General features: G+C 52.3%; 30 protein-coding genes. 9 read left to right on the plus strand and 21 right to left on the minus strand.

Translation table 11 applies throughout. The features are described from left to right. The 3 genes from MV421_RS00425 to MV421_RS00435 all read left to right on the plus strand — a co-directional run. On the plus strand, positions 1-891 hold an 891-nt coding region (locus MV421_RS00425), incomplete at its 5' end, for an ABC transporter substrate-binding protein (protein WP_297517663.1). Positions 892-896: 5 nt separating this feature from the next. Then, a complete protein-coding gene (locus MV421_RS00430) occupies positions 897-1,931 on the plus strand; it encodes an iron ABC transporter permease (protein ID WP_297416757.1) in 1,035 nt (344 codons plus the stop codon). Then, positions 1,928-2,665, plus strand: a complete 738-nt coding sequence (locus MV421_RS00435; RefSeq protein WP_297503935.1) for an ABC transporter ATP-binding protein — start codon at positions 1,928-1,930, stop codon at positions 2,663-2,665. The genes MV421_RS00430 and MV421_RS00435 overlap by 4 nt, the downstream gene beginning before the upstream one ends. On the opposite strand, the gene MV421_RS00440 is transcribed toward MV421_RS00435, so the two are convergent. The 4 genes from MV421_RS00440 to MV421_RS00455 are packed head-to-tail and all read right to left on the minus strand — an operon-like array spanning position 2,662 to position 5,235. Then, the gene (locus MV421_RS00440; protein ID WP_297503961.1) at positions 2,662-3,891 is read right to left on the minus strand and encodes an FprA family A-type flavoprotein; all 1,230 of its coding nucleotides are present in this window, start codon (positions 3,889-3,891) and stop codon (positions 2,662-2,664) included. The two genes, MV421_RS00435 and MV421_RS00440, sit on opposite strands and share 4 nt — an antisense overlap. 48 nt (positions 3,892-3,939) lie before the next feature. Then, on the minus strand, positions 3,940-4,176 hold the full coding sequence (locus MV421_RS00445; RefSeq protein ID WP_297416653.1) for a hypothetical protein: 237 nt from the start codon (positions 4,174-4,176) through the stop codon (positions 3,940-3,942). A gap of 22 nt (positions 4,177-4,198) precedes the next feature. Then, on the minus strand, positions 4,199-4,486 hold the full coding sequence (locus MV421_RS00450) for a methyltransferase domain-containing protein (protein WP_297416651.1): 288 nt from the start codon (positions 4,484-4,486) through the stop codon (positions 4,199-4,201). Next, positions 4,486-5,235, minus strand: a complete 750-nt coding sequence (locus MV421_RS00455) for a hypothetical protein (RefSeq protein WP_297416751.1) — start codon at positions 5,233-5,235, stop codon at positions 4,486-4,488. Before MV421_RS00455 ends, MV421_RS00450 begins: the two co-directional genes overlap by 1 nt. Before the next feature lie 422 nt (positions 5,236-5,657). Here MV421_RS00455 and MV421_RS00460 point away from each other — a divergent pair, with 422 nt between their 5' ends. Next, a complete protein-coding gene (locus MV421_RS00460; RefSeq protein WP_297517716.1) occupies positions 5,658-6,692 on the plus strand; it encodes an SLC13 family permease in 1,035 nt (344 codons plus the stop codon). A gap of 16 nt (positions 6,693-6,708) precedes the next feature. Here MV421_RS00460 and MV421_RS00465 read toward each other — a convergent pair whose 3' ends face one another. Then, positions 6,709-7,320: a hypothetical protein gene (locus MV421_RS00465; protein ID WP_297416646.1), complete on the minus strand. Its 612-nt coding sequence runs from the start codon at positions 7,318-7,320 to the stop codon at positions 6,709-6,711. Between the two features lie 303 nt (positions 7,321-7,623). On the opposite strand from MV421_RS00465, the gene MV421_RS00470 reads away from it, so the two are divergent. Further along, a complete protein-coding gene (locus tag MV421_RS00470) occupies positions 7,624-8,145 on the plus strand; it encodes a ferritin (RefSeq protein WP_297416748.1) in 522 nt (173 codons plus the stop codon). Between the two features lie 9 nt (positions 8,146-8,154). Here MV421_RS00470 and MV421_RS00475 read toward each other — a convergent pair whose 3' ends face one another. The 16 genes from MV421_RS00475 to MV421_RS00550 form a co-directional block, all read right to left on the minus strand. Further along, complete coding sequence (locus tag MV421_RS00475) at positions 8,155-8,280, minus strand: hypothetical protein (protein WP_297416644.1); 126 nt, start codon at positions 8,278-8,280, stop codon at positions 8,155-8,157. A gap of 436 nt (positions 8,281-8,716) precedes the next feature. After that, positions 8,717-9,400 carry a ubiquinone/menaquinone biosynthesis methyltransferase gene (locus MV421_RS00480; RefSeq protein ID WP_297416642.1) on the minus strand — a complete coding sequence of 228 codons (684 nt, stop codon included), beginning with the start codon at positions 9,398-9,400 and terminating at the stop codon, positions 8,717-8,719. Beyond that, positions 9,381-10,022: an ATP-binding cassette domain-containing protein gene (locus tag MV421_RS00485; RefSeq protein WP_297503937.1), complete on the minus strand. Its 642-nt coding sequence runs from the start codon at positions 10,020-10,022 to the stop codon at positions 9,381-9,383. The genes MV421_RS00480 and MV421_RS00485 overlap by 20 nt, the downstream gene beginning before the upstream one ends. Further along, positions 9,998-10,729 (minus strand): ABC transporter permease, encoded by a 732-nt coding sequence (locus MV421_RS00490; RefSeq protein ID WP_297416638.1) that lies wholly within the window; start codon positions 10,727-10,729, stop codon positions 9,998-10,000. The genes MV421_RS00485 and MV421_RS00490 overlap by 25 nt, the downstream gene beginning before the upstream one ends. Positions 10,730-10,731: 2 nt before the next feature. Then, positions 10,732-11,697 carry an ABC transporter substrate-binding protein gene (locus MV421_RS00495; protein ID WP_297416636.1) on the minus strand — a complete coding sequence of 322 codons (966 nt, stop codon included), beginning with the start codon at positions 11,695-11,697 and terminating at the stop codon, positions 10,732-10,734. Next, positions 11,698-12,600, minus strand: a complete 903-nt coding sequence (locus MV421_RS00500; RefSeq protein WP_297416745.1) for a 4-hydroxybenzoate octaprenyltransferase — start codon at positions 12,598-12,600, stop codon at positions 11,698-11,700. Between the two features lies 1 nt (position 12,601). Then, positions 12,602-14,038 (minus strand): UbiD family decarboxylase, encoded by a 1,437-nt coding sequence (locus MV421_RS00505; RefSeq protein ID WP_297416742.1) that lies wholly within the window; start codon positions 14,036-14,038, stop codon positions 12,602-12,604. 12 nt (positions 14,039-14,050) lie between these two features. Further along, positions 14,051-14,821: an ABC transporter ATP-binding protein gene (locus MV421_RS00510; protein ID WP_297416634.1), complete on the minus strand. Its 771-nt coding sequence runs from the start codon at positions 14,819-14,821 to the stop codon at positions 14,051-14,053. Further along, a complete protein-coding gene (locus tag MV421_RS00515; protein ID WP_297416633.1) occupies positions 14,802-15,416 on the minus strand; it encodes a flavodoxin domain-containing protein in 615 nt (204 codons plus the stop codon). The genes MV421_RS00510 and MV421_RS00515 overlap by 20 nt, the downstream gene beginning before the upstream one ends. Then, on the minus strand, positions 15,413-16,351 hold the full coding sequence (locus tag MV421_RS00520; RefSeq protein ID WP_297416631.1) for an iron ABC transporter permease: 939 nt from the start codon (positions 16,349-16,351) through the stop codon (positions 15,413-15,415). Before MV421_RS00520 ends, MV421_RS00515 begins: the two co-directional genes overlap by 4 nt. Continuing rightward, on the minus strand, positions 16,351-17,223 hold the full coding sequence (locus MV421_RS00525; protein ID WP_297503941.1) for a hypothetical protein: 873 nt from the start codon (positions 17,221-17,223) through the stop codon (positions 16,351-16,353). Before MV421_RS00525 ends, MV421_RS00520 begins: the two co-directional genes overlap by 1 nt. A gap of 21 nt (positions 17,224-17,244) precedes the next feature. Beyond that, entirely contained in the window at positions 17,245-18,309 is a 1,065-nt protein-coding gene (locus MV421_RS00530) for an ABC transporter substrate-binding protein (RefSeq protein WP_297416627.1), read from the minus strand. A gap of 9 nt (positions 18,310-18,318) precedes the next feature. Continuing rightward, positions 18,319-19,524: a TIGR04053 family radical SAM/SPASM domain-containing protein gene (locus tag MV421_RS00535; protein ID WP_297416625.1), complete on the minus strand. Its 1,206-nt coding sequence runs from the start codon at positions 19,522-19,524 to the stop codon at positions 18,319-18,321. Positions 19,525-19,623: 99 nt separating this feature from the next. Continuing rightward, positions 19,624-20,619: a cytochrome d ubiquinol oxidase subunit II gene (gene cydB, locus MV421_RS00540; RefSeq protein WP_297416623.1), complete on the minus strand. Its 996-nt coding sequence runs from the start codon at positions 20,617-20,619 to the stop codon at positions 19,624-19,626. Continuing rightward, complete coding sequence (locus MV421_RS00545; RefSeq protein WP_297416621.1) at positions 20,619-22,148, minus strand: cytochrome ubiquinol oxidase subunit I; 1,530 nt, start codon at positions 22,146-22,148, stop codon at positions 20,619-20,621. The genes cydB and MV421_RS00545 overlap by 1 nt, the downstream gene beginning before the upstream one ends. Positions 22,149-22,264: 116 nt before the next feature. Continuing rightward, entirely contained in the window at positions 22,265-22,468 is a 204-nt protein-coding gene (locus tag MV421_RS00550) for a hypothetical protein (protein WP_297416619.1), read from the minus strand. 151 nt (positions 22,469-22,619) lie between these two features. Between MV421_RS00550 and MV421_RS00555 the strand changes: the two genes are divergently transcribed. The 4 genes from MV421_RS00555 to MV421_RS00570 are packed head-to-tail and all read left to right on the plus strand — an operon-like array spanning position 22,620 to position 25,472. Beyond that, a complete protein-coding gene (locus MV421_RS00555; protein ID WP_297416617.1) occupies positions 22,620-23,768 on the plus strand; it encodes an FAD-dependent oxidoreductase in 1,149 nt (382 codons plus the stop codon). Between the two features lie 10 nt (positions 23,769-23,778). Next, on the plus strand, positions 23,779-24,201 hold the full coding sequence (locus MV421_RS00560; RefSeq protein ID WP_297416615.1) for a DUF1641 domain-containing protein: 423 nt from the start codon (positions 23,779-23,781) through the stop codon (positions 24,199-24,201). A 28-nt stretch (positions 24,202-24,229) separates the two neighbouring features. Continuing rightward, entirely contained in the window at positions 24,230-25,123 is an 894-nt protein-coding gene (hemH, locus tag MV421_RS00565; RefSeq protein ID WP_297416613.1) for a ferrochelatase, read from the plus strand. Continuing rightward, positions 25,104-25,472 (plus strand): hypothetical protein, encoded by a 369-nt coding sequence (locus MV421_RS00570; protein ID WP_297416610.1) that lies wholly within the window; start codon positions 25,104-25,106, stop codon positions 25,470-25,472. The genes hemH and MV421_RS00570 overlap by 20 nt, the downstream gene beginning before the upstream one ends. Positions 25,473-25,477: the final 5 nt, after the last annotated feature.

The raw sequence follows: 25,477 nt of genomic DNA on the forward strand, positions 1-25,477 counted from the left end.
GAGAAGCGCTTCCCCTATGGGAGGCCCTACATACTCGCCCACCCTGAGCTTCTAAAACTGCCCATAATCGGACCTGGTGGACCTGGGAAACTACCGAACTTCGAGGCGCTCATCAAGGTCCATCCACAGGTCATCTTCATGGTTTTTGTGAGCAGAAGTGAGGCCAATGAGGTTCAGAGCAAAACTGGAATTCCAGTTGTGGTCCTAAGCTACGGAACGCTGAGCAACTTCACAGACAGGGAGTTCTTCAACTCGCTTCTCCTAGCCGGGAGGATACTCGGAAAGGAGAAGAGAGCAGAGAACGTCATTAGATTCATAGAGAATCAACAGAGCTACCTCGAGAATCTCACAAATGGTCTCGAAGGTCCGACAGTTTACGTCGGCGGGATCGGCTACAAGGGCGCTCACGGGATTACAAGTACGTACACTGACTACGCGCCTTTTACGGTTCTTCACCTGAACAACATCGCCTCAAAGATAGGGAGTAAAAACGGCTGGGCGCAGGTTGACAAAGAGTTCCTGCTGAGGGAGAACCCGGATTATCTCTTCATCGACGAGGGAGGCCTGAAGATAATCCTGAGTGACTACAATAACAATCCCAGCTTCTACAACTCACTTAAAGCGGTCAAGAAAGGCCACGTTTACGGTGTCTTGCCTTACAACTTTTACAACACCAACATGGGGATAGCGATTGCCGATGCATACTACATCGGAAAGGTGATTTACCCTGGGAGGTTCAGGAATATCAACCCCGTTAAGAAGGCGAATGAGATTCTCAAGTTCCTCGATGGAAAGCCTGTCTACGGCCAGCTGGCCAATGAGTTCGGCGGTTTTGGGGAGGTAAACCTCACGAACGGAAACGTGACCTACGGACTGCCGACAAATCCGTGATGGCCATGGACTACAGGGTTTACACAAGACAGAGACTCCTCATAGGTTTTTCCCTTTTCCTGATCCTATTAGCCGTCTCTCTCCTCTCACTCTCACTTGGAGAGTACCACGTGCCACTGAGGGCCATATTTGACGTTCTTTCAGGTGGCGGAAACCCTGATGACAGACTCGTCATCCTTGGCATAAGACTGCCCAGGATAATGGCGGGAATTCTCGTCGGGGCATCCATGGGAGTGGCCGGAGCCGTTCTTCAGGGGTACCTGAGGAATCCGCTGGCGACGCCCTTCACGATGGGCGTTTCGCATGGGGCCATGTTCGGTGCTTCCCTAGCGATAATCCTTGGTGCGGGCTACTCGCTCAACTCCGGCCAGGTTTTTCTCAACAACCCCTACGCCGTGGTGCTATTCGCTTTCCTTGGGGCAATAAGCGCGACCCTCGTCATTCTCACTCTGGCGAGGCTGAGGGGTCTATCGCCGGAGGCCATAGTTTTAGCTGGAGTTGCCATGAGCTCCCTCTTCGTCGCGTTGACCACGCTCGTCCAGTACTTCGCCAATGAGCTTCAGCTCTCGGCGATGGTCTACTGGAGCTTTGGGAACCTCGCCAGGGCCACATGGCGGGAAGATGGGGTTATGACGGTTGCCTTCACCCTCATCTTCGCCTACTTTCTCCTTAGAAGGTGGGATCTCAACGCCTCGACGCTCGGCGATGACATTGCAAAGAGCGTCGGGGTGAACATAGAACGTGAGAGGCTCATCGGAACGTTACTCTCGGCGTTCATAACCTCCGTGACGGTTGCCTTCGTGGGGGTTATAGGCTTCATAGGTCTGATAGCCCCTCATTCTATGAGGCTTACAGCCGGTGGGGACTACCGCTTTCTGATTCCCCTCTCAGCCCTGGCCGGGGCGTTGCTTCTGGTTTCCGCCGATTTGCTCGCTAGGATCATCCTGTCACCGATGAACCTGCCCGTTGGCGTTATAACCTCCTTCCTAGGCGCCCCAGCGTTCATCTATCTTCTAGTAAAGATGGAGGGCAGGACATGATAAAGGTTAGAGACCTTCACTTCTCCTACAACGGCATGGAGATTCTGCGCGGAATAGACTTCAAAGCCGGGACCGGTGAGTTCATTGCAATCCTTGGACCAAACGGGGCTGGAAAGAGCACCTTTGTGAAGTGCTTGGTGGGAATAGTAAGATGTAAAGGTGTTGAAATACTCGGCCGGCCGATGGGGGAGTACTCTCCAAGAGAACTGGCCAGAGCCGTTGCCTACGTTCCCCAGAGGGTGGGAAGGGGATTCATGACAGTATTCGATACGGTGCTCCTTGGCAGGAGACCCTACATGGGGCTAACTCCCAGCAGGGAGGATTTAAAGACCGTTGAGAACGCCCTTAGGAGGCTCGGCATTGAACACCTCGCCCTAAAAAGGACGAACGAGATAAGCGGTGGGGAGCTTCAGAAGGTTAGTATAGCTAGGGCACTGGCACAAGGGGCGAGAATCCTCGTCCTAGACGAGCCGACAAACAACCTCGACTTGAAAAGCCAGCTTGAGGTGGTGAAACTCGCAAAGGAATTCTCGGAAAATGGTTTATCCATAGTGGTCATGCACGACGTCAACCTGGCACTGCGCTTCGCAGGGAGGTTCATCTTCATGAAAGGCGGTAGAATAGTGGCAGATGGCGGGAGGGAGGTTCTGAAGCCGTCCCTCTTCCGGGAGGTTTACGGTGTCGATGTGACAATAGAAGAAGTGAGGGGAATTCCCCTTGTAGTGCCTCTTTAAGCTATCCACTTCACGAGCTTTCTGACGCCCTCGCGTAGCCTCTCCTCATCTTCTTTTGTGGGCATACCTTTGCTCTCGACGGTGTCAACGAGGTCAAACTTGCTCCTGCTTATAAGGCTTTCAATCTTCTTAGCGGCAACACCGCCCCATCCAAAGGCTCCAACGATTAAAACTGGCTTATCATAGTTCGCCTTGTCGAGTATCTCGTAGAGAGCATAGCGTACGCGCGGGTGTATCTCTGCCTCGTAGGTCGATGCACCTATGATTACCGCCTCGCTGTCCGGAACCTCTCCAAGGATGTCACTCACCGCTGGGGCCTCTTTATCAGTGAAGCGGTAGGCCACCGGCTTCTTCCCGAGCTTTTTCAGCTCGTCGATAACTATCTCCATCCTCCTTTCGACGAAGCCGTACATTGAGTCATAGATTACCAGAACCTTGTCCTTAGTTGGAATGCCGGCACCGACTTGCTCGTAGTATTCAAATATTCTCTTCGGGTTTCTGCACCAGGCCAAACCGTGGCCAGGAAGTATCATCTTCGCCTCCTCTACTATTCCGAGGTCCTTGAGCTTGTTGATGTTCTGGACGATGTACTTGTGGTAGTGGCCGATGACGGTAACGATGTACTTTGTGACGTGGGGGAGGTATTCCCTTATGACTTCTTCGTCGCTGTCGTCTACCGTCTTCGGAATTCCATAGCCGCCGCCGGCGTCGCAGCTGAATATGAGCCTGTCCTCAACGACGTAGGTTATCATCGTGTCGGGCCAGTGGAGCCAGGGGACGGTTATGAAGCGGAAGGTCTTTCCGCCTATCTCCATCTCCTCTCCATCTTTGATGACTTTGAAGTTCTTCACGACCTCGTCACCATAGAATCCCTGGAGGAGGTTTCTCGCGAAGGTGGTTCCTATTATCTGCGCCCTATAACCGTTCTCCTTAAGGAGCTTCGGCAATGCTCCACTGTGGTCCGGTTCCGTGTGGTGGATTATTATGTGCGTTATCTCCTTTGGGTCCACGAGCTTCTTCAGGGCTTCCATAAAGATATCCGCGTAGTCTTTCTTACTGACGTCAAAGAGCACCGTCGCTCCGTTCAGCTTCATGAGGTAGGCGTTGTATGTTATGCCCTCCGGGATGTCCCAGGATGCCTCAAAGTACTTTATCTCATCATCATCAACCCTGATGATGTACAGCTCAGGATCAGTGCAGAGTTTCTCGACCCTAACGTCGACCATTGGTATCACCAAAAAAATTTCGACAGAATTATTAAAAAGGTTTTCACATTAAATTGCTTTTGGCTTTAGGATTACGAGGTAGTAAGGCCTGTGCTCCCTTGAAAGGACAAGCTCATAACCCTGGGCAAGCTCTAAAAGTTCCTCCCGTGAAATACGCTCATTAAAAGGTGCCCCGTGCGTTTTTTCCTTTACCCACTCAATCACCAGAACGTAGTCTGAAGTTTTCGCCCACTCAAGGTAAGCCCTCTTATCCTTGATCTCGTGGAGTGAAAGTGAGAATGCCACGAGGTTTGGTCTCTCGGGGAGTTTAGGTGGGTTCCCCCCTGAGAACTTCGACGTTTTTAACGCCCCTTTCCCTGAGATTTTTCTCGAGGATTTGTGCCATCTGTGGGTTGGCCTCCACGGCGTAGACCTTCCCAAAACCCCATGACAGTGGGATTGTCAGGTAGCCAGTCCCGGCCCCCACATCGACGGCAATCCTTCTCTCAATCTGTAGGGACAGAAGATAACGGAGTATCCTCTTGGGTGGAGGGGCTTTTCTCCGGGATGGATTATCGAGATAGCTCGCGTAGGCGGGGTCAAAGGGCATTCCCATCACGTCAGGTAGAGCACAGCTAGTGTTATGATGTAGAGTAACATCACGCTCTTAAACACGCTCCAGCCGAGCTTCTTTATCTCGTCCATTTTGGCAGCGTAGGTGTTATCCCGAAGGTTTAGGGTGAGCCTGATCGTGGGTTCAATGAGTGCCAGAACTAGGTAGGGGTTGTAAAGCACCACGAGGAAAGCCGGAAGCCAAGCTATTAAAGGGTACTTCCGCGGGAACTTTCTGAAGGCGAGCTTCGTTTCGACGTACGCCGCTCCGATAGCCTCGTAGTACGCTAAGAGAAGCCAGAAGATAAAGACGTCCTCGCCGAAAGGTCTCCCCGCAACGGCCGGGGCGAAGAGGACCGGCACAGCCGGAAGCAGGTTGCCGAGTGCATAAGTTACCGGGTCCTTCCAGCCCCTAGCTCTGGAGAAGGTGAAGTGAAAAGCGAAGATGATACCAACTATGACGAAGGGAATCAGGAGAACATCCACCAATCCCTCCAGGCTCCTCCACCAGTAGAGAGCCGGTAGAATGTAGGCCAGACCATTAAGGCCAAGGGCCGTTGTCATCCCCTTTATCCGCCATGAGCGGTAAGAATCAAAGGCGTAGTCGAAGGTGAAAAACGTCACCACCGCAACGAGAAGACCTACGAACCAGCCCCCCCAGCTGGCATGGGAGAGAATTAAACCACCTATCATTGATAGGATTATCGTTCCTCCGGCTCCAGGTTCCTTTGGTGCCCTGAAAACCCCCTCCATTCCTACCACCGTTTACCCTATGTCTCCACGTTTAAATCCTTTTCTGGACGAATCTGACCAGGGGTAAGGTTATACGTTCATTCGGGTATTTTTTGCGGGGAGTAGTGTGGGGGCACCCTACCTTCGATCCGAGCATCCATCGAGACGGGTGGATCTAGATAGGTGTGGAGAAGGAGATAGAGCCCGTCAGAAAAGCGCTACGGATGTTCAATGCGCTGAAGGTGCTTGAAGCACGTGAGTTTTCATGAACCAAGGGGGCTGTTGGGGTGATTCCCGAGTATGGAAAAGCTTTATAATTTTCCATATCCGTGTGAGCAGGGATTGGAAGGAGCTCATACCGTACTAATGCCTTACGGGGGAGGTGAGGAGACACGGCTTATAGGCTCAAGGAATTTGCGAAGAGGGAGTGGTTCTTCTTTTCCCTGCTCTCGCTCTACGTAGTCTTGGTTTTGTTGGATCATTCGCTTCCTTCAATAACGCCCGGTTTAATCGACTGGAAGAGCCTGTCGCTGATAACGTCACTCATAATAGCCTCAAAGGCCCTCGAGCTGTCCGGCGTTTTCGTGCGGCTTTCCTCAAGGCTCATTGCCCTCTCTGGCGGCTCCGAGAGAAAGCTGATGCTGGTTCTCCTTCCGATCATAGCCCTCACCTCCACGCTCATAATGAACGACACCACTATGCTCGTTTTTATCCCCTTGGTGACCCTCACTTCGGAGCTTTCCGGGGCTGACAAAGCTAAAACCGTTACACTCTCCGCGACGGCGGCCAACGTTGGCTCGGCTTTAACACCGATAGGCAACCCTCAGAACGTCATAATCTGGCAGAACTACGACCTTTCCTTTGGGACCTTCACAGGCCGTATGCTCCCATTTGTTCTCTTGTGGCTTGCCCTTCTGCTTGTCTTCGCACTTTCCGTGGGGGGCAGGAAGCTGGAGCTCCATGACTTTCCGGCCGTTCACCTAAAGAGAGTCTCCCTTGTCTCTGCAGCTCTCCTCATAGTTGCGGACGTAACCCTCGCCGAGACCGGAAAAGCTCTCTGGACGTTTCCCCTAACATTGCTTGTGGTCTTCCTGTTCTCGCGGGAGACTTTGCTCGCCTTCGACTGGGTTCTTGTCCTCACCTTCGCCCTCATATTCGTCGACTTTGGTGAGATTTCATCGATAATAGCCTCCCTCGGGCTGTCCTTCCCCAATGAAGGAATTCACCTCTTCCTTGCATCCTCTCTACTGAGCCAGGTCATGAGCAACGTTCCGGCGACGGTTCTCCTCATCGGCGGAAGACCTAGGTGGCTCCCCCTTTCAGTGGGTGTTAATGTCGGTGGAACTGGCTTAGTAATCGGCTCGCTTGCGAACCTCATAGCGGTCAGAATATCAGGAATACGGCTTAGGGACTTCCACAAAATTTCAGTGCCGTACTTTTTGATTGCCCTTGTTCTCTCTGCCCTTTTCCTGGATTAAGAAAAGGAAAAGGGTTTCATGCAAAGGTAACGCTCCTATCCTTGAGGGAACGGTTGAGCAGGTCGGCATGCTCGAGGGTAACCTGATACTCGCTGATCTTCTCGAGCTTTATCTCCTTATCGTCAAGGTGTATCTTGTTGACGTAGACCTTGCCCTCGTCGAAGCCGACGGTGTAGACGAAGAGGTCCTTCTTGTTCAGGTACTCCTTGATCTTCTCGTCCTCAAGGGCCTTTGCTAGGCCTCCAGCCGCGAATATCCTGACGTGAACAACGAAGGCTCCTGGAACATCCTTTTCCGCAAATTGCTTAAGGGTCTCGATGAATACCTCCTTGGTCTCCTCGATGGGGGTTTCACCGCCGAACTGGAGGACTGTAACCTGAGGAGCGAAGGCCTTAATGCGCTCCGCCATCTCCCCCTCCTTGCCCTTCTCAGCGAGGAAGTGGTAGATAACGCCTCCCTTGAGGGTTATGTAGGTTGCCTCTGTGGCTGTTGCAATACTGGAGCAGATTATGTTCCTGCTGGCAACTACGGCCACCTTGTTGAGTCCAAGGTCTGCCAGGACCTTTCCAACGACCCTTCCGGTCAAGGCCCTGAGATAAATCTCCTCCTCAAAGGTTGTCTTTGTCATTTCACATCCCTCCTCTACCCAACTCTGTGGGTTTGTTCTCGATATTGTCCAATGTGTTTTCTATATATAACCTTTTCGGTTTTCCTAATGAACTTTTGGTAGACTAACCTAAAACTTAGCTGATGGAATGACAAGAAGAATTAGGGATTAAGGTGGAATCTCGACAGTTCGATTACACAAAGGTATGTTTTAAAAGAAAACGTCAATGAAACTCCCTGAGAAATGAATCCTGGCAACTCCTTTGTGGGGTTTGACAGATAAACTTATAAGGTTCGAAAACTAAATGGGTGGCAGGTGATGTCAATGCTTAGTGAAAGAATGCTTAAGGCACTTAATGAACAGATTAACAAGGAGCTTTTCTCGGCCTACTTCTATATGGGGATCGCAGCCTACTTTAAGGAGAGGAGCTTCGACGGCTTTGCGAGCTGGATGGAGGCCCAGGCAGAGGAAGAACTCGGGCATACGATGAGGTTCTACGACTACGTCTTCGACCGCGGTGGTAAGGTCGAGCTTGAGAGGATTGAGAAGCCAAAGCAGGAATTTGAAAGCCCTCTGAAGGCCTTTGAGGCCGTTTATCTCCACGAGGTCGGCGTTACCCAGTCTATCTTCAAACTGGTCGACCTTGCTAGGGAGGAGAACGACCACGCGACCTACACCTTCCTCCAGTGGTTCGTCCAGGAACAGGTCGAGGAGGAAGCAAGCACGAAGGCCATCGTTGACAAGCTCAAGATAATCGGCGACCACCCCCAGGGTTTATTCATGCTCGATAGAGAGCTTGGAGCGAGGGGTTCTCAGCTTAGGGCACTTATGAACCCCAAGGCCTGATCTCCCCCTTTATTCTTTGAACTTTCTTTCATAGAAATCCTTCTTCCTAGCGGAACCAGGCTTTGTCGGCGGTTGCATTTTTCTCCTGAAAGCCTCGCCGTTCACGGCGGAGAGGAGGTCATATCCCGACACCATCAGGACTTTACAGGGTTTCCTGGGCTGTTTTATAGATAGTAACAAATGGGGTATTTGAGTTTCTTTTGTTTTGCCGTAATTTTTAAATACTTTTGCGTTGGATTTTGTGTTAGTGTTGCAGTCTTTGGAATGTGGGGTTTTAAGCTCGAATGGGGACTGTTTAACCTGAAGATGTGGGGAGTTTCCGTTCTCTCTGAAAGCCAACCGATGAAGACGGGAGGCTGGAAGGTTAGCTGTGACGAGGCTTACAAACTTTACACAAAACACGGCCAACCAGAACGGTCAATACCCATTCACTGCGAATGAAAGTTAAGATGATTAGTATCCCATAGTCAGACCATCTAGCTTTGAGTCCCGGCCAGAGCCCTTGGGAAGGACAGCTTCGAAGTCTTTGAGGAAGACAAACTCACGAACGGTGCTGTTGGAACAGTAGTTGCTAAACCTTCCGAAGAACCATAACGAAGGCTATCCTTGGAAAAAGCCACTTGGATGAAAGAACTGTAAAGCCCTTCTTCTTAAACTCCAGTGAAAGCTCCTCCGGCGAAGGAAATGCCCTGATGGAGCGCCAGAGGTGGTCATATGCTTTTCTGTTGCCGGTCAGGAGACTGCCGACGAGGGGGACGATGCTCTTCGTGTAGAACCACGCAAACCTCCCAGGAGGGCTATTATTCCGCGAGAACTCTAAAAGGAGGAGAACCCCATTCTCTTTAAGAACACGGTGCATCTCCCCCATGGCTCTCTCCCTGTCAGAGAAATTCCTTAAACCGAAGGCAACGCTAACCAAATCAATGCTTTCATCTGAAAAGGGAATTTCCTCCGCGGTTCCGACCTTAAGCTCCGCAAATGGTACCTTTTTCCTCGCTATTTCAAGCATTCTCTCGCTACAGTCCAGGCCGTGGAACTCTGCCGAAAGGCCCCGCTTTTCAAGTCGTTTTTTCATACATCTTATCATGTCCCCCGTCCCACAGGCTATGTCGAGGATTCGTATTCTCTCCTGCGTTATGTACCTAAGCGCTTCCTCACAGGCCTTCTTCCTCCAGTGTCTGTCTATCCCAAGGGTCGTCAGCCTGTTCACAAGGTCGTAGTGCTCTGCTATGCTGTTAAACAGTTCCCTTACCAATCTCTTCCCTCCGCAGGACTTTCTTGACCTCCGCGGGCCTCCCCCGGAGAACGTAAACCCTGTCCACTACTCTGAACAGTTCCTCGAGCTGGTGGGAGACTATGAGGACGGCTTTATTCGCTTTTGCGAATTCCCCAACGATGGACAGCAGAGTATCCTTTGACTCGGTGTCAAGCCCTGTGAAAGGTTCGTCGAGGACGAGGACGTCTACGTCCGGGAGCAAAGCCCTAACTATCGCGGCCTTTCTCCGCGTCCCACCACTCACCTCCTTGGGGTATCTCTCGAGGAATTTGTCTATACCGAGTTTTCTGGCGAAGACAATCGGGTTGCACTCTCGCCCCATGAGCTTTAGTCCCAAGCAGAGGTTATCGCGGAGTTTCTTCCAGGGTAGGAGATAGTCCTCCTGATAGAGGACAGAAAGGCGACCTTTTATTGAGACCTCACCCAAATCCGGTCTCTCCGCCTCCGCCAAAATCTTCACGAGCGTGCTCTTCCCGGTTCCGTTGGGACCGACTATCCCGACAACTTCTCCTCTCTCAACTTTAAGGCTGATCCCCCCGAGTATCTTCTCGCCGTTGAAAGACTTCTCTAGGTTCTTCACCAGTACCAGCGTCTCACCCATTCTTCAAGCCTCCCCAAGATAAGTTGATCAACCGTCACCATGAGAATGACTAGGAGCAGCGCCCAGGCGAAGACGCCGTCCTTTAAACCCAGGTCGTAAGAGTAAACGAGCTGGTAGCCTATTCCTCCAGCGGAGCCGAATGCCTCAGCAACGACGCTTATCCTCAAGGCTATGCCTATGGCTATTCTGCTCGCTGAAACCATCTCCGGGAGAGTTCCGGGGACTACGAAGTGTCTGTAAAGCTGGAGGTTGGTTGGTTTGAGGAGTATCACGAGCGGGCGGTACCTCTCAAGGAGGTTCTTGCTAGAGCTTATGCCCGCTGAAAGGAGGGCTGGAAAAGCCGCCATTGCCGTGACTAGGATAGGGGCTATGGAACTTGTCACCCCGAATATCATGATGAAGATTATCGTCCACACGAGAACCGAAACGCTCTGGATAAAGACGTTGAGGGAGTCTAAAAACGCTTTGAACTCTGTGGAATAGAGTGCAAGCAGTATCGCGCCGCCCGTTAAACCGAAAGCGACCAGAAAACCCAGGAGACTGTGGTAGAGCGTCAGGAGAAGCGACTTAATGACGAGGCCATAGCCCGCCTTTGAGTAGAACGCGAGGGTCTCACCTATCCCTGGGACCAGTGCTGGGTAGAGCTTTGCTAGGACAACCCAAGACGCCAGTGCAAAAATGGAAAGATAGAGCCAACCGCGTTTCATCTTCAGCCCCTGTAGAAGATGTTAAGGTTCTCCGGATTCTTTGTCAGGTAACCGCCGAGGTAGGCGAGATGCCACTCGCTCTTTATCCCAGTTATCATCTCGTCGGTCAGACCGGAATCAACCACTTCCGTCCTGTTGTAAAGGGTCTTAACCGTCTCCTCGTTGAGGTGGTAGAGATTCATGAGCACCTTCTCCGTCTCAGCGGGGTGATTCATCCAGTAGGCGGCACTCTCCTTCTGTGCCCTGATAAATGCATTCACTAGGTTCTTGTGTTCCCTGAGGAAGTCCCCCCTGACAACCCAGACGAGCATCACTGGTGGGCCCCTTACGATACCCCTCTCCTTGGCCTCGTCCCACAGCTCTGAATAAGTTGTTATCACCGTGTAGTTTCTGACTATAAGTCTACTAACCAAGGGTTCCCATATCACGACGGCATCAACGTCCTTAAGTGAGTCCTCTATTGAGCCGGGTGGGACATTGACGATGGTGTACTCACTGGGGCTGATGTTGTAGAGAACTTTCATATAAGCTTGGAAGAGCTTGAAAGTTCCGGAGGCCACCACAGCCCCTATCTTCTTGCCCTTTAATTGCTCGGGCTTCATCTTCTCCCTGCCAATTATGGCCTGGTTCTGGAGCATATCAACGGCAATGATTTTTATATCCACACCGCTCTGGGCTAACTTTGCCGCCATCTCCGCAGGGATAACCGCGAAGTCTGTCTCCCCGTTTTTGAGGGCGGCTATTATGTCCGGGGTCTTGCCGAGACGGAGAACCTTAACGTAGAAGCCGTTCTTCTCGTCAAGACCCTTTGCTTGCATTATGTCGAGTGTACTGATGCCGCCGAGTAGAGTCGCCGCTCTAACTGTCGGGAGCTTTTCCGTACCCGTGGATTTGCTTGAACCAGAGCCTATGCACCCCGACGTCAGGACAACCAAGCCTATTAGGAACAGTGCCAGAGCCTTTCTCATTCAACCACCTCCAAGCTTTATCAGGACATCGGCTATTGCAGAGAGCGTGAGGATTAAACCGATGGGTAGGTTGAGGTTAAAAGCCTTGGGAACGTTTTCGAGGCTTTTCCTTGACAGGTAGTTCTCGTAGATGATCAAGGCACTCGCAACGACCCAGCCAGCGGTGTAAACCCACCCGAGACCATAGAGTGGCCCTGCAATCCCGAAGAGGATTACCGCAAACAGGTGAAAGGCCAATGCTACGTTGCGGGCCTTCTTTATCCCAAAGCGCGCGGGAATGCTTCCCACTCCATTCTCCACGTCGAACTCGTAGTCCATGAGCGCGTAGATGGTGTCAAAACCTGCCACCCAGAAGAGTACCCCAAAGTAGAAGGCCCAGGGGATCCTGAGCAGGGCCTCAAGCAGTGAGGCGTTTCCAGCGACGGCTATCGTCCCGCCCGCTACGGCCATAGCCAGCGTTAGACCGAGGTGTAAATGCGGGAAGCTGTGCTTTCTCTTCCCTTGGGGATAGCTGAGCGCCAGAACCCAGGGAATCGGACTTAGCAAAGCCGTCCAGATGTTCAAGAGAACGGCCGAGATGAAGTAGATTACCGAGCCAACAACGACCAGCCACCATGCATCGCTCACCTTTACCGCGCCCCTGATAAGGGGCCTGTTCCAAGTCCTCGGATTTAAGCTGTCTATGTCTATGTCCGCTATGTTGTTGTAGGCCAAGGCTGCTGTCCTAAGCCCGAGGAGGGCGAAGCTCATAAGTACTATCTCAGCCCAGGTCACGGGAAAACCACTGAGGAGGGCCCCAACGTAGGCGTAAGGCAGGCTGAAAAGGGTGTGTTCTATCCTGACGAGCCTCATGAGTGCGTGGAACCTGCTCGCCTTGCTGACCTCACCGGGGTCGAATGCCATCTCAACCACCGAGGTACTTCCTGAAAAGGGTTTCGAGCTTTTTCAGCACTTCAGGCTCCTCCCTCACCTCTTCCACAACCCTGCCGCCCATCTCCAGCGGGAGCTTTTTAGTGGCGTCTATCCCGAGCTTGCTCCCCAGCGGCGGGTTTGAAACTGCTGGATCCAAGGCATCGGTGTGGGCGTTCGGGATTATCAAAACGTCCCTCTCCGGATTGACGAAGGAAGCGACCGCCCACATCACCTGGTTTACGTCGTGGACGTTGATGTCGTCGCTCACAACGATTATCACCTTGGTCAGAGCGGCCTGCCCAGTGCCCCAAAGGGCATTTAAGACTTTCTTTCCCTGACCGGGATAGCGCTTCTTTATCGAGACTATTGCCACTCCTTGGAAGACACCGTACTCCGGAAAGTTGACGTCAACGACCTCCGGCAGGACCATTCTCATAAGAGGGAGAAAAATCCTCTCGATGGCCTTCCCGATTACGGCGTCTTCCAAAGGCGGCTTCCCGACGACCGAGCCGTAGTAGAGGGGGTTATCACGGTAATACAAGCGTTCGGCGTGGAAAACAGGGTAAAGCTCGTTCCTCTCGCTTGGCTTGTCGTAGAATCCGAAGTGGTCTCCAAATGGTCCCTCCTCGGTCAGCTCGTTCACATCGACGTAGCCCTCTATGACGGCCTCAGCGTTGGCCGGGACGAGGATGCCGTTCGGCAGGCGGTATAGTTCCAAACCTTTTCCCCTGATGAAGCCGGCAAAGAGGAGCTTGTCCATCGGATACGGAACCGGCGAAACGGCCGTCAAGAGCGTCCCTATGTCCGAGCCTATAGCTATCGCCACCGGCATTTTACCGTCGTTCTTCTCGAGGTAATCCCTCCAGGCCTGGCTCCCGCGCTTGTGAACCTGCCAGTGGATTACACCCCTCTCGCCATTGAGGAGCATGACGCGATAAACGCTCATCGAGTTTATTCCTTTGGGGTCTGAGAAGCAGACGAGGGGGTAGGTTAGATAGCGGGAGGCATCTCCCGGCCAGGTTTTGAAGGCAGGAACGGAGTTCAGTGGTTCGTCCTCGATAATGTTTTTTGTGAATTCGGCCTTTCTCACGACCCTTGGGAGGTAGTTGCTCATCTTCCTCAACTTTCCGAGGGATGTGAGCTTGTCCGAGAGGCCGAGTGGAAGGTTCTCTAGGAGCTTGAGAGGCCTCTCGCCTATCTCTTCGAGTTTTTCAACGCCCAGCACATCTCTGAGCGTCTCAACACCCGTGAAGAGGTTTCCAACAGCTCTCCACTCTGGAAAGTCCCTAACCCTTTCGAAGAGAACAGCTCCCCTTTTCCTGTACATGGCCTTCCTAAGAAAAGCTGGAATCTCGAGTTCTGGTGAGAGCTCTTCGTCAACCCTGATAAGCTCACCGCGCTTTTCAAGCCACTCAAGGTAGTCCCTCATGTCATCCACGGTTTACACCTCAACCTTGGGCCTTAAAACGGTTTCACCGGCGCACTCTATAAGCTCCAGCTCTATACCGTAAACCCTGCTTAAAAGCTCCTCGTTGAAGACTTCATCAGGCTTTCCTTGGGCAATTATGTTCCCTCCTTTCATCAGAACCAGCTTATCAGCAAAGAGGTAAGCCAAGTTGGGGTCATGGATTACCAGTAGGACACCAACACCATCTTTTGAGAGTTTCTTAACCGTCTGAAGGACTAGAAGGGTGTTTTTAAGGTCGAGCTCGCTCGTCGGTTCGTCGAGGAGGAGGTATTTTGGTGAGGTCATCAGGGCTCTCGCCGTAAGCAGGAGCCTTATCTGCCCTCCACTGAGGGAGGTGTAGGGTTTATCCAAGTAGGGATCCATATCAAAGAGTTTCAGGAGTTTCATGGCTTTCTTTCTGTGTCCTTCATTTGGGGCTCCAAATGGGCCCAGCTCTGGAGTGGAGCCTAGAAGGACAAAGTCCAGAACCCTGAACGGAAACGTGGGAGTGTGACCCTGGGGCACGAAGCCGAGAAGCTTAACCCTCTCTCCCGGTGAAAGTTGATGAACGTCCATTCCATCAACCTCAATCCTTCCCCTCTCAGGCTTTAAAAGGCCGTATGTAAGCTTGAGCAGGGTACTCTTTCCAGCTCCGTTAGGTCCGATGATGGCGACCAGTTCCTCTGGACTAACCCCAAGGTTGATGTTATCTATCCTAAAGTCCCCGTAGGAGTAGGATACCCCCTCAACCCATAAGCCCCTCAATCTCTCTCACCTTCTCCATGAAGTCGAAGTCCCTAACCTTATCAAGCCCCCCCTTCCTGAAATGCTTTCCGAACCAGTCGTAGTAGAGGAGCGTTCTCCTGACGAATGCTTCAACGTCCTTCTCTTTGAAGAGGCTCTTTTTCTCCAGCTTTTCCCCAAGAACGGCGTAAAATCTAACCATCTTTCTCCTGTCATCATAGCTGAGTTTTTCAGGGTCTATTTCGCCCCCTATGAGCGTTCCGTAGAAGGGAGGGATCTCAAAGGCATCTATGAGTGGTTGGGAATAGGCTATCCCACCGTGGAGTTTTCCCATAAAGACCGAGCCTGCTAAGTGCATGGCAACTAGGAAGAAGGCCTTGGGTACATCTTCAAGCTCCCCTTTGTGAGCTTCCACCCACTCCATTATGTCCCAGTGGGGACCATCACGGTAGACCGGAGCAGCCATGATGACGAGATCATAGTTGGCTGGAGATGGGTTCTCTTCAGTGCGCTTAACCTTAACATCACCTCCTCTTCCCTCAAAAAGCCTTTTGGTCAGCTCAACAGCTTTTTTCGTGGTTCCGTAGCGCGTTGTGTAGACAATTAGGATCCTCAACTCCATCCACCTCCGGTTTTCCTGAGCAAATACCCAAAGAAGGGAACGCCAACTAGCGTTGTTATAATTCCAACGGGAATATCACCCGGTAAAAGCCGCACAACAACATCTGCCAGAACCATGACGGTGATTCCAATAGAGATCGTCGCCGGGATTAACTTGGAATGTTCCGGACCGACAAGCATTCTGGCTATGTGGGGAACCATAAGCCCTACCCAGCCGATTATCCCGGTGAACGAAACAACGAGCGTCGTCATTAGAGCCGAGATGAAGACGAATATCCCCCTCCAGAGGTGCACGTTCAGACCCAGAAGCTCGGCCTCGTCGCCAAGACTCATCGCGTTGAGGTTCCAGCGAAGGAGGAAGAGAATGACGGCAAGGATCAGAACGCCTGGAAGGGAGTAGAGCACCATCTTCTCCGTTGCACCGGAGAGGCTTCCCATCAGCCATATCACCAGTGCAGATAGACTCTCACTCGGCAGGAGGAGCTCAAGGAGGGAGAGCAAAGCCGAGAAAAGAGCGGTGACAATTATGCCGGCTAAAATGAGAGAGACCGTTGAGACCCTTCCGTTTATCCTGGCCATCCAGTAGGCTAAGAAAACCGCCAGAAGACCGAAGATGAGCGCCAACGGTGCAACTCCCGCGGAGGGCAGGAAGGCAACCGCTATGGCCGCTCCAAAGGCAACTCCCGAGGAGACTCCGAGGATGTATGTGCCAACGAGAGGGTTCCGAAAGACCGCCTGAAGGGTCATTCCCCCTAGACTTAGTGCTATCCCGGCCGAGATGCCCATGAGCGTCCTCGGCAGGCGTATGTCCTTTATTATGATGATGGCGCCCGGCGTCAGGTGGAGGGGATCCGTCGGATAACTGCCCACGAAGATTCCGAGGAGTATAGCGACCGTGGGGAGGGCTATAAGGGTAAGTTGCTTTCTCATCATTCAACACCGCAGAGGTTGTAAAGTTCTTTCGCGGGCTTTTCCCAGTCGGGGAAGTCCTTTCTATGGACGAGCCTTCCAATCTGGTAAATTCCTGGAATCAAACGGGGACTCCAGCGCATAAAGCTTTCCCCGTCGAGGGCAGAGCCGACGATGTGAACGTTGCCCTCGTCAACAGCTTTAACCTTCCTCCACTCGGCTGAATCAAACATCTCATCCCTTATCCCTTCTAACTTCTCCCTGTTAGTTAGGATACTCGTTAGGAGGAAGAGGTGGTCAGCGTCGCTGAAGCGCCTGATGAAGTCCCTCTCTCTCAGAGGATAGACCTTTCTCTCGGTTTTAAGTCTCTTCCCGAGGCTTTCGGCGTGAGCTTTTTTGATTGCATCGCTTATAACGTTGGTTCCAGTAACGACGTTTATTCCCCTATAGAGCACCGCTACCTTGGGTCTATCCTCTAGCGATTGATTTATCTCCCTTATCCTCTCAAGATGCTTCCTGTAGAACTCCTCAAGCCTTGAGAAGTCCCCTCCTGTTTTTTCTGCTATCAGCCTGCTACCATCAACGAGATCCTCAATTGTAATGAAGTCGAGCAAAAGGACCTCGGCGTTGATCCTCCCCGCGAAGGAATAAAGCTCATCGCTGGAGTGCAGGTTCTCGACCTTAAAATCGAGGATGAGCTTAGGTTTTGTCCCCTCGAGGACATCCCAGTAGGTCTTCTTGGTTCTCTTGAGGTACTTACCCACGACCGGCCTGCCCCACAGCTCTTGAAGGCAGAGGTCGAGTCTTATCTCCTCGTTGATTCCAACTACATCGTCTGCTTTTCCAACAAGTTTAACGATCTCGGCAAGGCTTGCCGGAAAGACGGCTATCATGCTCTCACCCCAAAAAAGAAATCAGGAGAGGAAGGGATAAAACTCCCTTATGAATCCTTTGGCTTTGTCCTCCCAGTTTGGATAGTAGTTGGGGTAGATGGCCTTCCCAATCTGCCATATCCCAATGACAATCCTTGGACTCCAGCGGAGGTAACTGCCCTTCCCCATGTCGGCCCTGAGGATTATTATGTGGCCCTCTCTGACGGCCTTTATCTGGTTCCACGCTTGGTTGGAGAGCATCGTCTCTTTGAGCTCCTTAACTTGGTCGTAGGGGGTAACAGCGCTCGTAATGAGAATTACTACATCTGCATCCTTATAATTGGTGATTATCTTCTCCTCGTCCATGGGTACCCTAACGGGAGTGTAGCCGTTGAAGGTCAGGTTGACCATGTAATCCGCCCCGACGAGCCTTACCGCCTGTGCCAGAACGTCGTTCCCGTTGACGAGGTAGTACTTGCCCATTATTGGCTGTATCATAATAACCTTCTTCCTATCCTCGTTCGGTATCTTGGCGGCTATAGCCTTTACTTCGCTCACCTGCTCGTTGAAGTACTTGGCGAACTCATCCGCCTTTTTCTCCTTTCCAAAGAGTTTTCCAAGCAGTTCTACAGTTTTGGGGATTTCTTCAAGCTTGTCCTCCCTTAGCATTACCACTGGAATCCCGTAGCTCGCCGATTTGTTGAGGAGCTCGTCGACGTTGTAGAATTTCTTGAGGTAAAGGTCTATTATAAGGTCGGGCTTTAACGCTAAGACCTTCTCCCAGTTCGTAACTCTTAACATATTCCCGACGACCGTCTTGTTCTTAAGGCTTGAACTTAGGAATGCATCAGGCTTGGCATCTGCTGTAATCCCAACAACTTGGTTGGTCGCGTTGAGTAGCTGGGCTACTTCAAGGGCCGATGCGGAGAGTATAATTGCCCTCTGGACCGGAACCTCCACCGTCACGGTTCTCCCAACTAAGTCCTTGACGGTTATTTCCTTTGGTGTCGAGGTCGCCTTCTTTGGGGTGCTTGAACTCCCAATGCATCCTGCTGCTGCAACTGAAAACAACAAAACCCCTATTACCAAAAGTGCCTTCCACTTCATACTCCCACCTCACACCGGTTTTTGCTTTCCGAAAGTTCCAATTGGAAGGGTAAGAGCGAGTTCTTTGGCAAGTTGGAGGTATGAACCCGGCTCGTAGGGACAGGCGGGGTCTTCGGTAAGGGGGTCGATGTGGTATGCGTAGGCCCTTGCCCTGCTCCCGCCACAGATGTCCCTGAACTCACACATTCCGCATCTCCCTTTGAACTCTGCAGAGCGGAGCTTCTTCATGAGTTCTGAATTCTGGTAAATCTCGACGAGACCTTTCTCCCTCACATTGCCCGCACTGTACGGAAGGAAACCGCTCGGGTAAACGTTACCATTGTATGAGATGAAGACTATTCCCTTCCCGTCGCGCGTTCCCATCGTCTGTGCCCTCGCTTCGTTGCCTTCCCCGAGCAACTCGACCAGCCTCTTCTTAAGCCTGAAGTAAAGCTCCCCTGGCTTTAGAGTTTCATCCGGGTTGATGCCCTTCTCCTCCAGGGCCTTCCTCATTATCGCAACCCTTCTGAACATAGGCCCTTCAGTTGTCCTAACAAGAATGTGCTTTGATGCTTCATAGAGGAAGTGGGTTACGTCTTCCCATTCCTCCGGCTTGAGGTCGCTTTCGAAGTTACCCCTTCCGGTTGGGACGAGGTAGAAGACCTCCCATATTTCGACGCCCAGCTCTTTGAGAAGTTTAACCATCTCAGGAAGGCCCTCAACGGTCTCACGCATAACGACGGTGTTCACCTGAACGGCAACGTCCCTCTTGAGGAACTCCTTTATCGCCCAGACGGTTCTCTCCCACGTTCCTTTGATGCCCCTTATATCGTCGTGGACATCCGGGAAGGGACTGTCGAGACTTATGCTAACTGCTTTAACGCCGTGTTTTACGATCTTCTCTATTGTTTCTTCCGTGAGGAGCGGAGTGACGGCGGGAGCGAGGCCGACGCGGATGCCCCTCTCAACCGCGTGGTCAATTAGTTCGAAGATATCGTTTCTCATGAGCGGGTCTCCGCCGGTGAGGATGAGAATTGGATAGGGCCTTCCGAAGTCGGTTAGTGAGTCAATGAGTTTCTTCCCTTCCTCGGTTGTCAACTCGCCGGGAAGTGCTTGGAGAATCGCCTCGGCGCGGCAGTGCTTGCACTTGAGCTGACAGGCTTTCGTCGTCTCCCAGAATACGAGGACTGGCTTTTCATTATATGGCCAAGAACTGTGAGATTTGCCTCGGTGCATTTCGACCACCGTCTCTTAGGTTATCATAATGAACTTAGAAACATCGAATTATAAACCTTTCCCCTCAGAAGTTCGAAATTCAAATGTAAAAGAAAAGGGTTAATAATAGCCCTTCGCCTCGGTGACCTTCCCTCCGAACATCTTGTAGACGTAGAGGGTGTAAGCCATGATGATTATTGCTAGGATTACTGAGACTCCAAGAACTGCCTGAAGCGTCAGCGGCGATGCAGCGAGGGCGTGGATGCTGAGCTTGAAGGTGGGGTCGATGGTAGAAATGACCCAGTAAGGATACATGCTGTAGTAAACGAGGTAGACCACCAGCGGGAAGGCCAGCCAGCTGAGGTAGAACGCTCCCCTTTCGGACCCCTTCTTGATTAGGTAGGCATCCACGAAGGCCGCTATTAGGATTATCAACGTCAGTGTAAGCCCAAGCGGGGTCAGTGCTCTACTGAACCTCAGCGGTGCCCAGACCTTCATGCCGATTACCGTGAGCAGAAGAAAGACCACCATGAGGACCCAGAAGTCAAAGGCAAGCTTTCTCATCCGCTCCTGGAGCCTGCCCGTTGTCTTGTAGACCGCCCAGTTGGCCCCGTGCCACATCACAGCGAAGAGCACGAAGAGGCCCACTATGAGCGGGAACGGTCTGAAGAGCGTCAGGAGCGAGCCGTGGAAGCCGCTTGCATCTATGGGGATGCCTTGGATGAGGTTGCCAACTATGATGCCGAGGATCAGTGCTATGAGGGCACTGACTGTGGCGAAGAGGTAGTCCCAGGTTCTCTTGTATTTGTTCCTGAACTCAAAGCTGACCGCTCTGAAGATGAACATGAACGCCAGCAGCCAGACCGCGAGATAGAACGTGCTGAAGAGTGTCGCGTAGAGGGCGGGCCACATTGCGAACAGCCCGGCTCCCCACGTGATGAACCATACCTCGTTGCCGTCCCAGACAGGGGCCATGGTGTTCACTAAAACGTCCCTGTCCTTTTGGTCCCTAACGAAGGGGAGCAGGCTTCCAAGGCCGAGGTCAAAGCCGTCGAATGCCAGATACATTCCAAGGAGGAACGCTGAAAAGTAAAACCAGGCAGTCGCGTAGTCCATCACTGACCACCCCCTGCGGCGCTAACCGCTGGAGCGGGCGTTGACTTGGAGGTGGGATCGCCCTCAACAGGCTCAGGTCCCTCCCTGACGAGCTTCTTGACGAAGTGGAGCCAGATGTAGAACAGCAGCAGGTAGACCGTCACGAAGCCGATTAGGGTTATCAACACGCTGGTAGCTGAGATGTTTGAAGAGACACCGTTTCTGACGGTTACCATGCCCCAGACCATCCAGGGCTGCCTTCCAACCTCGTGGGTGAACCAGCCCGCCTCACCGGCCAGCCACGGGAGTGGGAGCGTAACTACGAGCACCTTGAGGAACCATCTGGCATCGTAGAGTTTGCCGAGGAGGAGTAGGAGAACTCCAAGGCCGCCTATTGCTATGAAGAGCGTTCCAAGGCCGACCATGACGCGGTAGGCATAGAACATGAAGGCAACGGGTACTGACTTCTCAAGGACCTGAACCATCTTCTGGTTGGCGTTCGGGTCGTTCGGGTTGATGCCGTAGGCCTTCATTATGCTGTCAACCACCTGCTTCTTGACTTTCTCGTTCGCGTAGTTCGGGTTGTTGAGCACTTCATGGTACCAGACGTATTCAGCCGCGTCGTGCAGTCCGAGGACCTTTGCGTTCCAGTTACCAAAGGCGAGCCAGCTCAGCATCTTTGGAATCTCTATCGCGTACTTTATCTGCTGGTTCTTTTCGTCGACGATGCCGAAGACCACCATGGGCGCACCGACGGTCGTGTGGTAGAGACCCTCGTCCGCAGCCAGCTTCGTCGGCTGGTACTGGGCTATAACCCTGCCCTCCTCGTGACCGGTTGGATAAAGCTGGATAACGGAGCTTATCGCTAGGACGACTATACCTATCGCAACGGCGCTTTTTGCAACCTGAACGTGCTTCTTCTTGAGGAGATAGTAGGCACCAACGGCCGCAACGATGTACGCTCCAGTTATTATTGCGGAGTTAATGGTGTGGGTGTACTGGGAAACCAAGAGTGGGTTGAAAACGGCCTTCATGAAGTTGGTGAGTTCGGCCCTCGGTCCGAGGGGGGTGTTCTTGATGATGTAAGCGGTTGGGGTCTGCTGCCAGCTGTTGGCTATGAGAATCCAGAGACCTGAAAGCGCTGAACCTAAAGAGACGAAAAATGCCGCAATCCAGCTTATGACCCTTGGGAGCCTGTCCATGCCGAAGAGCAGGACGCCAAGGAACGTTGATTCAAGGGCGAAGGCAAAGAGTCCCTCGAGCATCAGCGGCGGGCCGAAGATCGAGCCAACGAACATCGAGTAGTTCGCCCAGTTGGCACCGAACTCGAACTCCATGACGATTCCAGTTGGAACACCGAGGACGAAGAACACTCCTAGCCACTTGCTGAAGAACTTTGCGGCTTTGTACCACTGTTCTTCGTTGGTTATCACTGCCATGGTCCACAGCAGGAACACCATGAAGCCTATTCCTATGCTTGCGGGCACAAAAATCCAATGGTAACCCGCGGTGAGTGCAAACTGAATCCTTGAAAGCGTTACCGGGTCCATTCTACGTCACCTCCAGGTTTGCCCCTCAAACTTTCAATACCTACATACAAACTTATAATGTTTTCGGGTACCATAAATGGGTTCATCGACGAAAAACGAAAAATTTGGAAGAGGAACTAGCTTCTGACCTTCGGCTTCGTGAAGAATCCTTCGCCGTGAACTTCCGCTTCGTAGAGGACGAAGCCCACGGTAAAGAGCATCCCTGCGATTATCCATACAACGCTGTGCGCCAGGAATGCTATCAACACGAACAGCAGTGTCAGGGTTATAGCCGCGAGACCGTAGAGCACTTCCCTCCCGGTTTCAATTTCCACCGTCATGGCGCATCACCGTCTGATTTTTTCGTCTTATGTTCTTATATAAATTTCGGCCATTAGGGGTTCCAAACCCTAAAGGTGCGAGAATCAAAAGGGTTAAATACCCCAAACTTCCTAACTCAGTTAGACCATCCTAACTGAGGGAGGTGCAGGCATGACCAAAGTTCTGATACTCGGCGGAGGAACCGCTGGATTGGTGGCTGGAAGGTATCTAAAGGCCGAGGCCGAGCGGCTCGGTCTGGAAGTGGACGTTACTATGGTAACTGCAAGCGACAGACACTACATGCCCCCATTATTTATGGAGATCGCGCTTGGTTCTGCGGAGCCCCATGAAACCTGGGCGCCGATAAAGAACGCCGAAAAGGTATACGGCTTCAAAGTTGACATCGGCAGGGCTACCGAGATAGATCTGTCAAACAGACAGGTGAAGACTGAAAACGGCAAGGTCTACGACTACGACTACCTCTTCCTTGGCCTCGGCGTGGAGTACGTTTGGGACAAGTATAAAGGCATGAGCGAGTACGGCTACCATAACTACACCCTTGAGGGGGCGCTTGAGCTTCACAAAGCCCTTTCGGAATTCAAGGGCGGGAAGGTAGTCATCTACACTCCAGAGGTACCACACCGCTGCGGAATCTACCCCTACGAGATGAGCCTTAACCTCAGGATGTACTTCGAGCACCGCGGAATTGAGGGTGTTGAGATAACCGTCATCCATCCAGACAAGAGGCCCGGAATTGGCCTCGGGCCAAACCTGGTGAGGTTCTTCGAGAGGGAGATGGAGAAGGCCAACGTGAAGTTCATATCCAACGAGGGGCATGTTGAGATAACTTCCAATAAGGTAGTAACAAAGAACGCCGAGGTTGACTACGACCTCCTCATCAAAGTTCCGCCGATAGCGATTCCAGACATCCTGGCGTTCATGGCTGACGATAAAGACCCGCGCTGGGCGAAAGTGAAGGGACCCGACTTCCGCTATCCGGGATACGACGAGGTTTACATCGTCAGCGAGGCGAGCATGCCGCCTCTCGGGCTTCTAACTGCGGGAGTTCCGCTCCACAACGCTTCGATTGTAGCGGCCACCAGCATACTCCACTGGATACACGGTGGCTATCCGGTGGCTGAATACGCCCCGACGATGTGTCTTGGCCACGGCTACAACACGGGCTTCTCCGGAAACTGCGAGTTTGAATGGAAGGGCGATAAGTATAAGCACGAGTGCTATCTACTCTTCAAGAGCCCACTCGTGAGGCTGATGAAGGACTCCTTCTATAGGGGATGGCTTGACAGCTTGAGGGTGTGAGGTGGTGAAGATGAGCGAGCTTACTCTTACCCCGGAGGAGGTTATTGCCATTAAAGAGATGGCCGAGGTTGCTTTGGCTCTCAAGAAGGGCGGTACACTGGGCATGCTCAAGTCCATGGCCGAGAACGGTGACAAGCTCCTTGAGACAATAGCCGAGGAGAAGGCAGTCCTCAGGCTTGCGGGCATTGGAAACGCCGCACTTGAACCGGTCAGAGAGATAGAGACCGAGGAGGTAGAGAAGATACAGGTAAATACAGAGGAACTCGTGGAAGCGTTCCTCAAGGCTTTAGCCAAGACCGATCCAAAGGATGCTCCAAGGGTCGGCGTGACCTCGGCTCTGGGTTACCTCCGCGACGAGGACGTTCAGAAGGGACTTGGCCTCCTCTTAATCCTCGCCAAGAACCTTGGAGCGGCTTTAAACGGTACGCTCTGACCCTTCCTTTCCTTTCGGAGGTGGTAGCTTGAGGGTTCTCTTCACCTACATGGGCGCTCCCACCGAACCGGATGAAATCGAGGACTTCATATTCCGCTTTCTCTATGACATAAAGCACCACATAGGTTTGGACGTTCCCGGCGCTAGGGCGATAATCAAGGGGATAGCGAAGGCGAGGGCGAGGCAGGTTAGGGAGCACTACGCGTTCATGGGCGGGAAAAGTCCTCTCGTCGAGTATATGGAGGAGATAGCAAAGGCTGTGAGTGAAAAGACCGGCCACGAGATAAGACTCGGCATGTGCTACTCAAAACCCCTTTTGGAAGAACTTAATTGGGACTTCGACTTAATATTCCCGCTCTACCAAGTCTACTCAAGCTCAACCACGGAGCGCTGTCTGGTCAGGATAAGGGAGCTTTTTGGCGAGAAGCCCTACGTTAAGGAATGGTGGGACAATGAGAAGTTCGTCCGCTGGGTTCAGGGGAATATTAAGACCGGGCTGAAGGAGAGCGGTTTTGAAGAGCCTTACGTTATCCTCAGCGTCCATAGTTTGCCGAAGAGGGTAATCGAGGAAGGCGACCCCTACGAGAAGAGCCACAGGAGACTCGCCGAAAGGGTCATGAAAGCCTTTGACCTTCCATGGGAAATCGCATTCCAGAGCAAGTTTGGAAAAGGTGAGTGGCTTGGACCGGAAGTCCCTGATGTATTGGAGAAGCTCAAATTGGAGGAAGTTAATGAGGTTTTGATTTACCCGCTCAGCTTCCTCGTTGAGAACGTTGAGACGCTCTACGAGCTTGATGTGGAATATAAAGAGGTCGCGGATAGGCTCGGCCTGAGATACTACCGGGTCGGGCTAAACCACCGCGACCCGCTCCTGAGTGAGGCAATAGTGGAGGTGATTGAGAATGCCGGTAACGAAAACTGAGGGTGTGGAGGTAACGGAGATGGGCAACTTTACGGATGCTTTCATAGCGTACATAATGGGCTTCGTCGGCGGGATTCCAATACTCCTCATGAAGGACTCGAGCGAGTTCATGAGAAAGCACGCCGCCTATTCGAGCGTCATGGGCTTCTTCGCCTGGCTCGCCTTTATGGGGGCCTGGCATATGAACCCTGGTTACCCCCACTTTGGACCAGCTATGTACGTTGTCTATACCTGGCTGGTATATGCGGCCTTCGGCATCTGGAAAGCAGTTAGGGGTGAGACCTACAGAATCCCCGTCATAGATGGCATGGCAGAAAAGCTCATTAAGGCCATTGAACCAGCAGTGTGAGGGAA

Source organism: Thermococcus sp., assembly GCF_027023865.1.
Taxonomy (GTDB): domain Archaea; phylum Methanobacteriota_B; class Thermococci; order Thermococcales; family Thermococcaceae; genus Thermococcus.

What these genes read in the sequence shown, in the direction of transcription:
- MV421_RS00430 (WP_297416757.1), top strand. Translation starts at nt 897, where the DNA reads ATGGACTACAGGGTTTACACAAGACAGAGACTCCTCATAGGTTTTTCC.
- MV421_RS00435 (WP_297503935.1), top strand. Translation starts at nt 1,928, where the DNA reads ATGATAAAGGTTAGAGACCTTCACTTCTCCTACAACGGCATGGAGATT.
- MV421_RS00440 (WP_297503961.1), bottom strand. Translation starts at nt 3,891, where the DNA reads ATGGTCGACGTTAGGGTCGAGAAACTCTGCACTGATCCTGAGCTGTAC.
- MV421_RS00450 (WP_297416651.1), bottom strand. Translation starts at nt 4,486, where the DNA reads ATGGGAATGCCCTTTGACCCCGCCTACGCGAGCTATCTCGATAATCCA.
- MV421_RS00455 (WP_297416751.1), bottom strand. Translation starts at nt 5,235, where the DNA reads ATGGAGGGGGTTTTCAGGGCACCAAAGGAACCTGGAGCCGGAGGAACG.
- MV421_RS00465 (WP_297416646.1), bottom strand. Translation starts at nt 7,320, where the DNA reads ATGACAAAGACAACCTTTGAGGAGGAGATTTATCTCAGGGCCTTGACC.
- MV421_RS00470 (WP_297416748.1), top strand. Translation starts at nt 7,624, where the DNA reads ATGCTTAGTGAAAGAATGCTTAAGGCACTTAATGAACAGATTAACAAG.
- MV421_RS00475 (WP_297416644.1), bottom strand. Translation starts at nt 8,280, where the DNA reads ATGGTGTCGGGATATGACCTCCTCTCCGCCGTGAACGGCGAGGCTTTC.
- MV421_RS00485 (WP_297503937.1), bottom strand. Translation starts at nt 10,022, where the DNA reads ATGGGTGAGACGCTGGTACTGGTGAAGAACCTAGAGAAGTCTTTCAAC.
- MV421_RS00490 (WP_297416638.1), bottom strand. Translation starts at nt 10,729, where the DNA reads ATGAAACGCGGTTGGCTCTATCTTTCCATTTTTGCACTGGCGTCTTGG.
- MV421_RS00495 (WP_297416636.1), bottom strand. Translation starts at nt 11,697, where the DNA reads ATGAGAAAGGCTCTGGCACTGTTCCTAATAGGCTTGGTTGTCCTGACG.
- MV421_RS00500 (WP_297416745.1), bottom strand. Translation starts at nt 12,600, where the DNA reads ATGGCATTCGACCCCGGTGAGGTCAGCAAGGCGAGCAGGTTCCACGCA.
- MV421_RS00505 (WP_297416742.1), bottom strand. Translation starts at nt 14,038, where the DNA reads ATGAGGGACTACCTTGAGTGGCTTGAAAAGCGCGGTGAGCTTATCAGG.
- MV421_RS00520 (WP_297416631.1), bottom strand. Translation starts at nt 16,351, where the DNA reads ATGAGAAAGCAACTTACCCTTATAGCCCTCCCCACGGTCGCTATACTC.
- MV421_RS00525 (WP_297503941.1), bottom strand. Translation starts at nt 17,223, where the DNA reads ATGATAGCCGTCTTTCCGGCAAGCCTTGCCGAGATCGTTAAACTTGTT.
- MV421_RS00530 (WP_297416627.1), bottom strand. Translation starts at nt 18,309, where the DNA reads ATGAAGTGGAAGGCACTTTTGGTAATAGGGGTTTTGTTGTTTTCAGTT.
- MV421_RS00535 (WP_297416625.1), bottom strand. Translation starts at nt 19,524, where the DNA reads ATGCACCGAGGCAAATCTCACAGTTCTTGGCCATATAATGAAAAGCCA.
- cydB (WP_297416623.1), bottom strand. Translation starts at nt 20,619, where the DNA reads ATGGACTACGCGACTGCCTGGTTTTACTTTTCAGCGTTCCTCCTTGGA.
- MV421_RS00545 (WP_297416621.1), bottom strand. Translation starts at nt 22,148, where the DNA reads ATGGACCCGGTAACGCTTTCAAGGATTCAGTTTGCACTCACCGCGGGT.
- MV421_RS00550 (WP_297416619.1), bottom strand. Translation starts at nt 22,468, where the DNA reads ATGACGGTGGAAATTGAAACCGGGAGGGAAGTGCTCTACGGTCTCGCG.
- MV421_RS00555 (WP_297416617.1), top strand. Translation starts at nt 22,620, where the DNA reads ATGACCAAAGTTCTGATACTCGGCGGAGGAACCGCTGGATTGGTGGCT.
- MV421_RS00560 (WP_297416615.1), top strand. Translation starts at nt 23,779, where the DNA reads ATGAGCGAGCTTACTCTTACCCCGGAGGAGGTTATTGCCATTAAAGAG.
- MV421_RS00570 (WP_297416610.1), top strand. Translation starts at nt 25,104, where the DNA reads ATGCCGGTAACGAAAACTGAGGGTGTGGAGGTAACGGAGATGGGCAAC.